Source organism: Flexivirga aerilata, assembly GCF_013002715.1.
In the GTDB taxonomy this organism is placed as follows: Bacteria; Actinomycetota; Actinomycetes; order Actinomycetales; family Dermatophilaceae; genus Flexivirga; species Flexivirga aerilata.
In genome coordinates, this window is sequence record NZ_JABENB010000002.1 from 49596 (window position 1) to 62945 (window position 13350).

The 13350-nt window shown below is 71.7% G+C and carries 14 protein-coding genes; 10 read left to right on the forward strand and 4 right to left on the reverse strand.

Annotated elements, in window-relative coordinates; genetic code table 11:
- Positions 1-2: 2 nt before the first annotated feature.
- Positions 3-965, reverse strand: coding sequence for a type I pantothenate kinase (gene coaA, locus HJ588_RS12095; protein ID WP_171155905.1), 963 nt, complete (start codon positions 963-965; stop codon positions 3-5).
- Positions 966-1045: 80 nt separating this feature from the next.
- On the opposite strand from coaA, the gene glmS reads away from it, so the two are divergent.
- The 9 genes from glmS to tsaD are packed head-to-tail and all read left to right on the forward strand — an operon-like array spanning position 1046 to position 9807.
- Positions 1046-2899, forward strand: a complete 1854-nt coding sequence (glmS, locus tag HJ588_RS12100; RefSeq protein WP_171155907.1) for a glutamine--fructose-6-phosphate transaminase (isomerizing) — start codon at positions 1046-1048, stop codon at positions 2897-2899.
- Between the two features lie 10 nt (positions 2900-2909).
- Positions 2910-3275, forward strand: a complete 366-nt coding sequence (locus tag HJ588_RS12105; protein WP_171155909.1) for a holo-ACP synthase — start codon at positions 2910-2912, stop codon at positions 3273-3275.
- Positions 3272-4765: an NAD(P)H-hydrate epimerase gene (locus tag HJ588_RS12110; RefSeq protein WP_171155911.1), complete on the forward strand. Its 1494-nt coding sequence runs from the start codon at positions 3272-3274 to the stop codon at positions 4763-4765. Before HJ588_RS12105 ends, HJ588_RS12110 begins: the two co-directional genes overlap by 4 nt.
- A 5-nt stretch (positions 4766-4770) precedes the next feature.
- Positions 4771-5955 (forward strand): alanine racemase, encoded by a 1185-nt coding sequence (gene alr / locus HJ588_RS12115; protein ID WP_171155914.1) that lies wholly within the window; start codon positions 4771-4773, stop codon positions 5953-5955.
- Entirely contained in the window at positions 5952-7043 is a 1092-nt protein-coding gene (locus HJ588_RS12120) for an alpha/beta fold hydrolase (RefSeq protein ID WP_171155916.1), read from the forward strand. The genes alr and HJ588_RS12120 overlap by 4 nt, the downstream gene beginning before the upstream one ends.
- Positions 7040-7516, forward strand: coding sequence for a tRNA (adenosine(37)-N6)-threonylcarbamoyltransferase complex ATPase subunit type 1 TsaE (gene tsaE, locus HJ588_RS12125; RefSeq protein WP_171155918.1), 477 nt, complete (start codon positions 7040-7042; stop codon positions 7514-7516). The genes HJ588_RS12120 and tsaE overlap by 4 nt, the downstream gene beginning before the upstream one ends.
- A gap of 49 nt (positions 7517-7565) precedes the next feature.
- The gene (tsaB, locus tag HJ588_RS12130) at positions 7566-8240 is read left to right on the forward strand and encodes a tRNA (adenosine(37)-N6)-threonylcarbamoyltransferase complex dimerization subunit type 1 TsaB (protein ID WP_171155920.1); all 675 of its coding nucleotides are present in this window, start codon (positions 7566-7568) and stop codon (positions 8238-8240) included.
- 8 nt (positions 8241-8248) lie between these two features.
- Positions 8249-8764, forward strand: coding sequence for a ribosomal protein S18-alanine N-acetyltransferase (gene rimI / locus HJ588_RS12135; RefSeq protein ID WP_246242416.1), 516 nt, complete (start codon positions 8249-8251; stop codon positions 8762-8764).
- Entirely contained in the window at positions 8761-9807 is a 1047-nt protein-coding gene (gene tsaD / locus HJ588_RS12140) for a tRNA (adenosine(37)-N6)-threonylcarbamoyltransferase complex transferase subunit TsaD (protein ID WP_171155923.1), read from the forward strand. Before rimI ends, tsaD begins: the two co-directional genes overlap by 4 nt.
- A 322-nt stretch (positions 9808-10129) precedes the next feature.
- On the opposite strand, the gene HJ588_RS12145 is transcribed toward tsaD, so the two are convergent.
- Positions 10130-10651 (reverse strand): GNAT family N-acetyltransferase, encoded by a 522-nt coding sequence (locus HJ588_RS12145; RefSeq protein WP_171155924.1) that lies wholly within the window; start codon positions 10649-10651, stop codon positions 10130-10132.
- Positions 10645-11682 carry a glycoside hydrolase family 3 N-terminal domain-containing protein gene (locus HJ588_RS12150; RefSeq protein WP_343036701.1) on the reverse strand — a complete coding sequence of 346 codons (1038 nt, stop codon included), beginning with the start codon at positions 11680-11682 and terminating at the stop codon, positions 10645-10647. Before HJ588_RS12150 ends, HJ588_RS12145 begins: the two co-directional genes overlap by 7 nt.
- Between HJ588_RS12150 and HJ588_RS12155 the strand changes: the two genes are divergently transcribed.
- The gene (locus tag HJ588_RS12155; protein ID WP_171155926.1) at positions 11672-11953 is read left to right on the forward strand and encodes a hypothetical protein; all 282 of its coding nucleotides are present in this window, start codon (positions 11672-11674) and stop codon (positions 11951-11953) included. The genes HJ588_RS12150 and HJ588_RS12155 overlap by 11 nt on opposite strands.
- A 92-nt stretch (positions 11954-12045) precedes the next feature.
- Here the strand turns inward: HJ588_RS12155 and HJ588_RS12160 are convergent, their stop codons facing one another.
- Positions 12046-13272 carry a class I SAM-dependent methyltransferase gene (locus HJ588_RS12160; protein WP_171155928.1) on the reverse strand — a complete coding sequence of 409 codons (1227 nt, stop codon included), beginning with the start codon at positions 13270-13272 and terminating at the stop codon, positions 12046-12048.
- Positions 13273-13350 lie beyond the last annotated feature (78 nt).

The window sequence follows — 13350 nt, forward strand, 5'->3', positions numbered from 1 at the left end:
GCTCAGACCTTCCGCAACCGCACGCGGGTCACGTTGTGATCCGGGCCCTTCGTCAGCACCAGCGTCGCCCGGCTGCGGGTGGGTGCGACGTTCTGCTGCAGGTTGGGGGCGTTGATGCTGTCCCAGATCTGGCCGGCGCGCTCGACGGCCTGCTCGTCGGTCAGGCTCGCGTAGCGGTGGAAGTAGGAGTTGGGGTCGGCGAAGGCCGTCTTGCGCAACCGCAGGAAGCGCTCGATGTACCAGGTCTTGATGTGCTCCTCGCGGGCATCGACATACACCGAGAAGTCGAAGAAGTCGGAGACCGCGAGCGTGCCGCGCCGGTCCGACGACGGCATCGACGGCTGCAGCACGTTGAGGCCCTCGACGATCAGCACGTCGGGCTGGCGGAGCACGACCTGCTCGTCGGGGACGATGTCGTAGGTCAGGTGGGAGTAGACCGGGGCGCTGACCTCGGCGGCGCCCGACTTCACCGCGGCGAGAAAGCGGACCAGCTTGCGCCGGTCGTACGACTCCGGGAAACCCTTGCGTTCCAACAACTCCCGGCGTTCGAGCTCGGCGTTGGGGAAGAGGAACCCGTCGGTCGTGACCAGCTCGACCCGGGGTGTGCCGGGCCAGCGGGCGAGCAGCTCGCGCAGGATGCGGGCGGTGGTCGACTTGCCGACTGCGACCGAGCCGGCGATGCCGATGACGAAGGGCGTGCGCGCGGGGCGCTCGCCGAGGAAGTCGGTGGTCACCCGGTGCAGCCGGCCGGTGGCGCCGACGTAGATGTTGAGCAGCCGCGACAGCGGCAGGTAGATGTCCTCCACCTCCGGCATGTCGAGCCGGTCGCCGGTGCCGCGCAGCCGGCGCACGTCCTCGCCGGTCAGGCTCATGGGGTGGGAGTCGCGCAGTCCCGCCCAGGCGACGCGGTCGAACTCGACATACGGCGACGGCACCGACGAGTGGTTGCGGGACACCTGCGTCATTGAACCGCATGCCCCCTCGACACGCGCCGCCGCGGGGCGGTTTGGCGTCGGCCGCCCGGCATCCGGTTCAATTGACGCTTATGTGTGGAATCGTCGGGTATGTCGGCGCGCAGGACGGCGCCCGGGCCCTGGAAGTCGTCATGGAGGGCCTCGCCCGGTTGGAATACCGCGGCTATGACTCCGCCGGTGTGGCGCTCGTCGCCGACGGCGAGGTCGACGTCCGCAAGCGCGCCGGCAAGCTGGTCAACCTGGTGGCCGAGATCGAGCAGCACCCGCTGCCGCCGTCCCGCACCGGCATCGGCCACACCCGCTGGGCGACCCACGGCGGGCCGACCGACGAGAACGCCCACCCGCACCGTGGCGGCGCCGACGGCAAGCTGGCGCTGATCCACAACGGCATCATCGAGAACTTCCACCCGCTGAAGAACGAACTGCTCGACGCCGGCGTGCAGTTCGAGTCCGAGACCGACACTGAGGTCGTCGCCCAGCTGCTCGCCAAGGCGTATGACGGGGACCTCACCGAGGCGATGCGCACCGTCGTGGCCCGGCTCGAGGGCGCGTTCACGCTGCTCGCTGTGCACGCCGACCGGCCCGGCGTGGTCGTCGGCGCCCGCCGCAACAGCCCGCTCGTCGTCGGGCTCGGCGAGGGTGAGAACTTCCTCGGCTCCGACGTGGCGGCGTTCATCGGCTATACCCGCGAGGCGATGGAGCTCGAGCAGGACCAGATCGTGACGATCACCCCGGACGCTGTGGAGGTCATCGGTTTCGACGGAGAACCCGCCCAGGGCAAGACATTTCACGTCGACTGGGACGCCGCGGCCGCCGAGAAGGGCGGCTTCGACACCTTCATGGAGAAGGAGATCAACGAGCAGCCGCAGGCGGTCGCGGACACGCTGCTCGGCCGCACCGACGAGACCGGCGCGCTCACCCTCGACGAGCTGCGCATCTCCGAGGAGCAGCTGCGTGCCGTCGACCGCATCACGATCGTCGCGTGCGGCACCGCGGCATACGCCGGGATGGTGGCGAAGTATGCGATCGAGCGCTGGACCCGCATCCCGGTCGAGGTGAGCCTCGCGCACGAATTCCGTTATTGCGACCCGATCGCCGGCGAGCGCACGCTGGTCGTGTCGATCAGCCAGTCCGGCGAGACGATGGACACGCTGATGGCGGTCAAGCACGCCCGTGAGCTCGGCGCGCTCACCGTGTCGATCTGCAACACGCACGGCTCGACGATCCCGCGCGAGTCCGACGCGGTGCTCTACACGCATGCCGGCCCGGAGATCGCGGTCGCCTCGACCAAGGCGTTCCTCGCCCAGATCACCGCCTGCTACCTGCTCGGCCTCTACCTGACCCAGCTGCGTGGCGAGACGTATGCCGACGACGCCCGCGCCGTGCTCGCCGAGCTCCAGGAGGTGCCGGACCGCATCACCGAGCTGCTCGGCAACCTGGAGCGGGTGCGCGAGATCGCCCGCTTCATGGCCGACACCCGGTCGGTGCTCTTCCTCGGCCGGCACGTGGGCTTCCCGGTCGCGATGGAGGGCGCTCTGAAGCTGAAGGAGCTGGCCTACATCCACGCCGAGGGCTTCGCCGCCGGTGAGCTGAAGCACGGGCCGATCGCGCTGATCGAGCCGGGACAACCGGTCTTCATCGTGGTGCCCGGTCCGGACACTCCGCACGGGCTGCACGGCAAGGTCGTCTCCAACATCCAGGAGATCCGGGCGCGCGGCGCGCGCACTCTGGTGATCGCGCAGGAGGGCGACACCGCCGTCGAACCGTTCGCCGACGAGGTGATCCGGGTGCCGCGCACCTCACCGATGCTGCAGCCGCTGCTCACCACCGTGCCGCTGCAGGTCTTCGCGCTCGAGCTGTCGACGGCCAAGGGGCTGGACGTCGACCAACCGCGCAACCTGGCCAAATCGGTGACGGTGGAATAGGACTCGCGTCGTGGCGGTCGTCGGGGTGGGCATCGACGTGGTCGATGTCGCCCGGTTCATGGCCAAGCTGGAGGCGACTCCGGCGCTGCGGGAGCGGCTCTTCGCGCCGGCTGAGCGTGGGCTGCCGCCGAACTCGCTCGCGGGCCGCTTCGCCGCCAAGGAGGCGCTCGCGAAGGCGCTCGGCGCGCCGGTGGGGCTGCACTGGGTGGACGCGGTCGTCGTCAAGAACGCCGACGGCCAACCCTCCTGGCAACTCACCGGATCCGTCGCCGCACGGGTCGAGCAACTCGCCGTAGCCTCGTTGCACCTGTCGATCTCGCACGACGCGGGCATCGCGTCGGCGATCGTGGTTGCCGAGAGTGAGGAACGCCGATGATGCGGGCGTATGACGTGCCGGCCGTCCGGGCCGCGGAGGACGCCGTCCGGGCCGAGCTACCCGACGGGGAGCTCATGGCGAGGGCCGCGTCGGGCCTCGCCGACGTGGTGGCGGCCCGGCTCGAGGACGAGTCCGGACGGGTGGTCGTGCTCGCCGGGTCGGGGGACAACGGCGGCGACGCGCTCTTCGCGGCCGCGGCCCTCGCCGATGACGACGTCAACGTGCTCGCGGTGCTCGTCGGCCGCACGGCCCACCAGGACGGTCTCGCCGCGGCCCGGCGGGCAGGGGTCGTGGTCGCCGAATGGCGCGCGGGCACACCGGATCCGGCCGTTGCCGAGGCGCTTGCCGGTGCCGATCTGGTGATCGACGGCATCCTCGGCATCGGCGGCCGCCCCGGGCTGCCGGAGCACCTGCGGCAGCTGCCCGAGCTGATCGGCGACGAGGCGTTCGTGGTGTCCGTCGACCTGCCGTCGGGATGTGATCCCGAGGGACTGGTCCGCAGCGAGTCGGTATTCGCCGACGAGACGGTCACCTTCAGCCTGCTCAAGCCGGTGCACCTGATGCCGGTCACCGAGCCGGCCGTCGGCCTGCTGACCGTCGTCGACATCGGCGTGCCGGACCCGGACGCCTCCGGCCGGAACGACGTTGCGGTGCAACGAATCTCGCACTCCGACGTGGCGGGGCTCTGGCCGGTGCCGGCGCCCGACGACGACAAATACACCCGCGGGGTGCTGGGAGTCGTCGCCGGGGGAGAGCACTACACCGGGGCAGCGGTGTTGTCGGTGACCGCCGCCGTCACCGCAGGCGTCGGCATGGTCCGGTATGTCGGGCCGTCCGCGCCCACGGATCTGCTGCGGGCCGTGGTGCCCGAGGCGGTCTTCGGCGCGGGACGAGTGCAGGCCTGGGCGATCGGCTCCGGACTCGTCGTCGACGACGCGTCTCCCGAGCAGCTCCAGGTCGCCCGTGACGCGCTCGCGTCCGACCTGCCCGTGCTGCTCGACGCCGGCGGGCTCGACCTCATCGACGGGCCGCGCTCCGCGCCGACCCTGCTGACGCCGCACGCCGGCGAGTTGCTGCGGCTGGCAGGACGTCTCGGCATACGGGGTGAGAGTGGGGCGGAGCTGACCGCCGAGGACGTGCACCACGCGCCCACCGTGGTCGCGCGTCAGGTCGCCGACCGGCTCGACGCGACCGTGCTGCTGAAGGGCGCGGTGACCGCGGTCGTGCCGCCGTCGACATCCGGGGTGCCGGTGTTCACCCAGGCGGACGCGCCCTCGTGGCTCGCGACCGCCGGGGCCGGCGACGTCCTGGCCGGCATCTGCGGCGCGCTGCTCGCCGGCGGCCTCGCGCCGGCGCCGGCAGGGGCGCTCGCGGCCCTGGTGCACGGGGTCGCGGCTGATCAGGCAAACCCGGGCGGCCCGGTGCGGGCGCTGGACGTCGCGCACGCGGTGGGCCGTGCGGTCGCGCAACTCCTGCGGGTGCCAGACTGACCGGCGTGAGCCAGCAACCCAAGCAGTCCTCCGCCGCGCCGGCGCAGATCACGGTCGACCTCGACGCGATCGCGCACAACGTCTCGGTGCTGCAGTCGCTCGCCGGGGACGCCGTCGTGATGGCCGTGGTCAAGGGCGACGCCTACGGTCACGGGCTGGTGCCGAGCGCACGGGCGGCGCTGCGGGGCGGGGCACGGTGGCTGGGCGTGGCCCAGCTCGCGGAGGCGATCGCGCTGCGCGACGCGGGCATCACCGCGCCGCTGCTGACCTGGCTGCACGCTCCGGGCGTCGACTTCGGCGCGGCGGTGCGGCGGCAGATCGACATCGGGGTGCCGGCGATCTGGGAGCTCGACGCGGTCGCTGCCGCGGCGCGCGAGGCGGGTGAGACCGCACGGGTGCAGCTGAAGATCGACACCGGCCTCGGGCGCAACGGTGCCTATGGGCCCGACTGGCCCAAACTGGTCGACGCCGCGCAGCGACACGTCGCAGACGGAAGCATCAGTGTCACAGGGGTTTTCACCCACTTCGCCTTCGCCGACGCCCCACATCATCCGACGGTGCAGGCGCAGCAGGCGAAGTTTGCCGACGCCGTGGCCGACTGCGAACGTGCCGGCTTCGCCCTCGAGGTGCGGCACATGTCCAACTCCGCGGCGACGCTCACCACCCCCGAGGCAGCCTGGGACATGGTGCGCCCGGGCCTTGCGGTCTACGGCCTGTCACCCGTGCCCGACATCGGCGACCCGGCCCACTTCGGGCTGGTCCCGGCCATGACCATGAGCGCGGAAGTGACTGTCGCCAAACGAGTTCCGGCAGGACAAGGGGTGAGTTACGCGCACACCTACGTGACCGATCGCGAGACGACGCTGATCGACGTGCCGTGCGGCTACGCCGACGGAGTGCCGCGGTCGGCCTCGTCGCGCGGACCGGTGCAGATCGGCGGCCAGCGCTTCACCGTCGCCGGCCGGGTCTGCATGGACCAGCTCGTGGTCGACGTCGGCGACCTGGCGGTGCAGGCCGGTGACGAGGTGGTGCTCTTCGGCGACGGCACGAAAGGCCTTCCCACTGCTCAGGACTGGGCCGACGCCGCCGGCACCATCAGCTACGAGATCGTCACACGCATGAGCAGCCGGCTGCCGCGGGTCTACATCGGCGAGGGCGCCGCGGACATCGCCGCGGAGACTGCCGGATGAGTGCACGCCGCGGCCTCATCGGCCTCGGGGTCGGCATCGCCGCTGCCGGCGCCGCGACCGCAGCGGGCCTGGCGACGGACCGGGTGCTGCGCTCGCGGCGAGCGGAGACCGAGCCGCCGCCGGCCGCCGGCGTCGTCGGGGTCGTCGATGACGGCACCGACCACGGCATCGCGGTCATCGCCGAGGACGGGGTGCCGCTGCACGTCGAGATCGAGGAGCCGGCACATCCCGAAACTCCTTTGCTGACAGTCATTTTCACGCACGGTTACGCGCACAACCTCGACGTGTGGTCACGCCAGCGGCAGACCGTGCTCGACGCGGGCTGCCGCGTGGTGTTGTGGGACCTGCGAGGACACGGACGCTCCGAGGAGGGGACCGACTCGTCATACAGCATCGAGCAGCTGGGGCGTGATCTCGCGACGGTGATCGAGGGAGCCGTGCCGGAAGGGCCGATCGTGCTCGTCGGCCACTCGATGGGCGGTATGGCGATGATGGCCTTCGCCGAGCAGCATCCCGACCTGTTGCGCGATCGGGTGGTCGGGGTCGCGTTCATCAGCACCAGCGCCGGCGGCCTGAGCGAGGTCAACTACGGGCTCGGCAAGCAACTCGGGGCGATCGTGCACCGGCTCGGGCCGAGCGCGGTCACTCGCGTCGGCAGCAGGCAGGACGTCTTCGACAACGTGCGTGGCCTGGGCAAGCCGGTCGAATCCGTTCTGGTGCACCGATATTCGTTCGGCAAGCGGGTCCCGAGCGAGCTGGTGCGCCAGGTCGCCGAGATGATCTTCGCGACGCGCCTCCACGTGATCGGCACCTTCCTGCCCACGCTCATGGCGCACGACCGGCACGACGCGCTCGCGGCATTCACCGGGATCGAGACGCTGGTCATGCACGGCACGCGGGACCGGATGACCCCGATCGCGCACGCCGAGCAGCTCGCCCACGCGATCCCGGGCGCCGAGCTCGTGGTGGTCAAGCACGCGGGGCACGTGCTGCCGCTGGAAGAGGCCGACCTCGTCGACGACGAGCTGCTCGGGCTGATCGCACGCGCACGCCGGTCGCTGGAGCAGCAGCCGACGGAGCCGCGATGACCGTCATCCGGCTGGAATCGGTCGACGCGACGCACGCCTTCGGGGAGCGGCTCGGCAGGCTGCTGCGCGCGGGCGACGTGCTGGTGCTGACCGGCGGCCTCGGCGCCGGCAAGACCACGCTGACACAGGGCATCGCCGCCGGGCTCGGGGTGCGCGGACCGATCACCTCACCGACCTTCGTGATCGCCCGGACCCACCCGTCACTGGTCGGCGGCCCAGAGCTGGTCCACGTCGACGCCTACCGGCTGAGCGGCGCGATCGAGCTCGACGACCTCGACCTGGACGCCTCGGTGTCCGACGCGGTGACCGTGGTCGAGTGGGGCGCCGGCCTGGCCGAGGAGCTGGCCGACGAGCACCTGGAGGTGGTGCTCGAGGCGGGCGGCGACGGCGATGGCGGCAGCGACGGGCGCACGGTGCGGTTGCTGCCGACCGGGAAGCGGTTCGAGCGACTCGCCGCGGAGCTGGCCGGCTGAGCGACCGCTCGATGCCGGGATCGCGGCGGCCGACGCGTACCCTTGTGCGGTGCTACTGCTCGCCATCGACACCGCCACCTCCGCCGTCACGGTCGCCGTGCACGACGGCGACCGCGTGCTCGGCGAGCACACCGAGGTCGAGGCGCGTCGCCACGCGGAGATCCTGACGCCGACGATCGAGCGGGTGATGGACCAGGCCGGTCGCCGGCCCGCCGACCTCACCGCCATAGCCGTCGGCGTCGGACCCGGCCCCTTCACCGGATTGCGGGTCGGTGTCGCCACGGCGGTCACCCTCGGCCTGGCGCTGGACGTGCCGGCATACGGCGTCTGCAGTCTCGACGCCATCGCCCAGTCGGTGCGCGAGTCGGGTATGGCGCAGGACTTCCTGGTCGCGACCGACGCCCGGCGCAAGGAGGTCTACTGGGCGCGCTACCGCAGCGGTGCCGACCGAGTCGAGCGCGTGTCCGGGCTGCCCGGGGTCGACAAGCCGGGGGAGCTGCCCGAGCAGGTGCGGACCCTGCCGGTCGCGGGTCGCGGCCCGCTGCTCTATCCCGAGGCGTTCGGCAAGGCCCTCGAGCCGGTCGATGCCGATGCCGCCTCACTGGCCGGCTTCGCCCTGGGCGAGCTCGCGGCCGGCCGGGAACTGTTGCCGGTGCAACCGCTCTACCTGCGGCAGCCCGACGCCCAGCCCGCGTCGGCGCAGAAGTCGGTGCTGGCGAGATGAGCACCTCGATGAGCACCTCAATGAGCACTGCGGCGAGCACCCCCGCGAAGACCCCGCAGGCGAGCATCCGGCTGCGGCCCGTCGAATGGCCGGACATCGACGCCCTGACCGCCCTCGACAGCGAGCTCTTCCCGGATGACGCGTGGTCGGCGCAGTCGTGGTGGGCCGAGCTCGCGGGCCGCCCTCGCCGGCGCTACATCGTCGCCACCGCAGGGGATGCGGTGGTCGGCTATGCCGGCGTCGATTGCACCGGCCAGACCGCCGACGTGATGACCGTGGGCGTCGCACCCGCCGCGCAAGGCAGCGGGCTGGGCCGCCGGCTGCTCGACTGGATGATCCGGGAGGCCGCGGACTCGGGTGCCGAAGCGCTGCTTCTCGAGGTGCGTGCCGACAACGAGCGGGCCCGAAACCTATATCTGCGAGCGGGATTCGAGCAGCTGCAGACCCGCCGCGGCTACTACCAACCCGGCGGCGTCGACGCGCACGTGATGCGGCTGCTGCTGACCGAGGAGGCGACATCATGAGCGGGTCACTGATCCTCGGCGTCGAGAGCTCGTGCGACGAGACCGGCGTCGCCTTCGTGCGCGGCAACGAACTGCTCGGCGACGTGGTGGCGAGCAGCGTCGACGAGCATGCGCGCTTCGGCGGCGTCGTCCCTGAGGTGGCCAGCCGCGCCCACCTCGAAGCATTGGTGCCGACGATCCGCCGGGCCTGCGAGGAGACCGGTCACCGGCTCGCCGATGTCGACGCGATCGCGGTGACCTCGGGTCCCGGGCTGGCCGGCGCGCTCATGGTTGGGGTGTCCGCGGCCAAGGCGCTGTCCTGGGCCTTGGACAAGCCGCTCTACGGCGTCAACCATCTCGCGGCGCACGTGTGTGCCGACGTACTCGATCACGGTCCGCTGCCGGAACCCACTGTGGCGCTGCTGGTTTCGGGCGGCCACACCAACCTGCTGCTGGTCCGTGACATTGCCTCCGACGTGGTCGAGCTGGGCAGCACGATCGACGATGCCGCGGGCGAGGCGTTCGACAAGGTTGCCCGGGTGCTGGAGCTGCCCTACCCGGGCGGGCCGCACATCGAGCGCGCCGCCGCGACCGGTGACCCGCAGGCGATCCGCTTCCCGCGCGGGCTGACCGCGCGCAAGGATCTGGACAAGCACCGCTTCGACTACTCCTTCTCGGGTCTGAAGACCGCCGTGGTGCGGTGGGTCCAGGAGCGGCAGCTCGCCGGTGAGCCGGTGCCGGTGGCCGACGTCGCGGCCAGCTTCAACGAGGCAGTCGCGGACGTGCTGACCGCGAAGGCGATCGACGCGTGCCGCACCTACGGCATCACCGACCTGCAGATCGGCGGCGGCGTGACCGCCAACTCGCGACTCCGGGCGCTCGCCGAGGAACGCTGCGCCGAGGCCGGCATCAGCCTGCGCGTGCCCCGCGTGCGACTCTGCACCGACAACGGCGCGATGGTCGCCGCGCTCGGGTCACAGATGGTGCAGCGCGGACTGCCGCCGAGTTCCCTTGACCTGCCTGCTGATTCGTCAATGCCGGTGAGTGAGGTCAAGGCTTCCTGAGGGGGCGGCGCCGCGGTGCGCCGCGGGTGTGCGGCGTACAGCGTGCAGAAGTCGCGACGGTTGCGGGGTGTGCACGAGTTTGCGGCGTATGGCGTACAGAAGTCGCGACGGTTGCGGGGTGTGCACGCGAAAGCGGCGTATGGCGTGCAGAAGTCGCGACAGTTGCGGGGTGTGCACGGGGTTGCGGCGTATGGCGTGCAGAAGTCGCGACGGTTGCGGGTGTGCACGGGTTCGGCGGCGTATGGCGTGCAGAAGTCGCGACGGTTGCGGGTTACGCACGCGCACCTCGCCCGCCCTCGCCCGCACTCGCGCCGGCCGAACGTCACACCCCGGCCGGCGGCGCGTCGGGATCGCCGCCGAGGCTCTTCTGGAACCACGCGACATCACGCCACGCGCCGTGCTTCCAGCCGATGCGCCGGTAGATGCCGACCTCGGTGAAGCCGAGCGCCCGGTGCAGGGCGAGGCTCGCGTCGTTCGGCAGCGTGATGCCCGCGCACGCCATCCGCATGCCGTCCGTCGTGAGCCGGGCGAGCAGTTCGTCATACAGCGCCCGGCCGACGCCGCGGCCGCGGGCGGCGGGATCGAGATAGACGCTGACTTCGCAGGAGAAGCGGTAGGCGGCGCGCCCCTTGAACGGCCCGGCATACGCGTAACCGACGGTGTTGCCGTCGTTTTCGGCGATCAGCCACGCGTGCCGACGTTGCGCCTCCTCGATGCGGTGGCGGAACTCGGCGGCGTCCGGCGGCTCGGTCTCGAAGGTCACCTCCGTCTCGGTGACGTATGGCGCATAGATGGCCGCGCAGGCCGCGGCGTCGGAGTCGGCGACCGCGTCGCGGATCAGCACGTGAGCAGACCCATGCGCTCCTTGAGCGCGAGCACCCGCTGCTCGGCGGCCTGCAGCTTCTGCGCGAACGCCTTGTCCGAGGCGCCGCGCGCCGTCAGCGCCGAGATCATCGCCCGGGTGTCGGCCGGCCGGCCGGTGAGCACGATGTCGCCGCCGGCCGCGACGAAGCGGACCGCACGTTCGCCCGGAGGCGTGCCGGCGACGGCCACGGCGTTCATGTCGTCGGTGACGACCACGCCCTGCCAGCCCAGTTTGCCGCGCAGCAATCCGTCGATGATCGCCGACGAGAAGGGCGCCTGGTTGGCCTGGTCGAGCTTCGGATAGCGCGCCGACGACATCATGACCAGGTCTGCGCCGGCTTTGATGCCGGCCGAAAACGCCTGCAAATAAGGGTCGTTCGCGCTCATCACGGCATCGGAGATGCCGCTGCTGGTGATGTCGGTGTTGCCGGTGATCCGGCCGATGCCGGGGAAGTGCTTCACGGTCGCCGCGACGTTCGCCCGGCCGAGGCCCTGCACCACGTCGGTCACGGCCGTGCCGACGACGCTCGGGTCGTTGCCGTATTCGCGGCCGTAGCGGCCGATCGGCTGGTTGGCGGTGCCAATCGACGCCGGCACGGTGTCGGCGACCGGGGCGAGGTTGACGTTGACCCCCGCCGACCGCAACTGCGCGCCGATCGTGGCGGCATAGGACTCCCGTTGTGCGGCGGGCATCGTGCCCTGGTCGCGCGCCGACACCAGGCGGGTGAATCCTGCCCCCTTGAGCTGCTGGACCGCGCCGCCCTCCTGGTCGGCGGCGATCAACAGCGGGACACCGCCGGTGGCAGCCGAGGTCGCCTGGCGTTGCAGGTGATGGGAGGTGGCGGCGACCTTCGGCATACCGGTCCAGCCGCCGAGGTAGATCACGTTGCCGACGTGATCGCCGGCGATGTAGGAGTCGACCGCGGTCTGCGGGGCGTTGCCGTCGATGCCGATCATCAGCAGTTGCCCGACGCGTTGCTCCGGGGTCAGCCGGTCATAGGTGCGCCGCACGCAGCTGCTCGCCGGCACTGCTGCCCCCGACGGGCGGCTGGAGGAGGCCGACGGCGCGCTCGACGCGCTCGCACTCGGGCTCGACGCACTCGCAGACGCCGAGCGTGTGCGGGAGGGCGACGACGCAGATGTCGACGCGGAGGCGGCCGGCGCACCGGACGTGGCGGAGGGGGCACTCGCGCTGCCGGCGGCATCTCCCGAGTTGCTGGTGCAGCCGGTCAGCACCAGCGGCACGGTGACGCCGAGGGCGAGCACCACCCGCAGGCGGTGACCTGTCGGACCTGTCGGACCTGTTGAACCCGTGGGACCTGTCGAAACTGTCGGCACGACCACGACGGTAACGCAGGCGGAGCGCCGGATCGGTCAGGGAAGCGGCGCGAGCATCAGCACGGCTTGGGCGCCGCCGACCCGGGTGAGCAGGATGGTGCCGGTCGCCGATCCGCTGAGGCGCAACTGGCGGCGCAGCTGGTCGGTGTCGACGCTCGCCCCGCGCTTCTTGATCGTCAGCCGGCCGATGTCATGATCGCGTGCCCACGCACGAAGTGCCTTGACGTTGAAGGGGATTGCGTCAAGCACGGCGTACTTCTTCGCCCAGGGCACGACGACGTCGCGCGGTGAGGTGACCACCCCGAGCCCGCCGTCGAGCTCGCTGCCGTCGACCCGCCGCACCAGTGCGCCGGTCAGTCCCGCCCGGATCACCGCGCGGTCGGCCTCGTAGACGAAACCGTGCAGCCGGTCCAGTCGCGCGGTCCGGCTCTCCGCGCCGACAGCGTCGTCCTCGCGCACCTCGTAGGCGAAGCGTCCGCTCACCACGACCGCGCACCGGCCCGGCTGCCAGGCGAGTTCGCCCCACCAGAGCACGCATTCGAGCACTTCGCCGTCGAACGAGGTCCACTGCGCCTGCGTCCCGGCCGGGATCTGTGCGTGGCTGAACGCGGGGGACAGCTTCACACCGGCGCCCGGCATCCGGGCGCAGGTCTCGCGCACGAAGTCCCAGCTCGGCACGAGCTCGTCGAGCCGGAAGGTGCGCCGGGTGCGGCCGGTGATGTCCGCGACCCCGGGCGTACGCCGGGCCGGGTCCATCCAGACACCGGTGTCCGGCGCCACCTCGCGCGTCGGCAGCGGCACCGCCTCGGCGGCCTCGTGCCGGACCTTGGCCCGCTCCCAGGGACGCAGGTTGACCGCCGCCACGGCCGCGGTGAGCTCGTCGGCGTCGACCGCGGTCACCTGCAGTCCGGCCCGGGCGAACGCGCGGGCGTCGGCGCCGATGCCGCAGCCGAGGTCGAAGACGTGCCGCAGCCCCGAGTCGCGAAAACGGGCGGCGTGCAGCTGCGCGAGTTCGGACCGGGTCGCCTGCTCCAGGCCGTCGTCGGTGAAGAACATCTCCGCCGCGGCCTCGCCGAACTTGCGGGTCGCGCGGACGCGCAGACGCGACTGGGTCAGCGCCGCGCCGACCAGCTCGGCGTCGAAACCGGCGGCGCGCAGACGCCCGGCGAGCTCCAGGGCGGAGCTCTCGTCATACGGCGGGAGGGACTGCAGCAGACCCCAGCCCTCACCGGAGGTGAGACGCGCGAGGAGTGCCGGATCCATGCCGCACATCCTTCCGTATGACGAGGCGTCCGCGCCGGGCCGGTGCCGATGTCGGTGCAGTCGCCGGCCGGGCCCGGA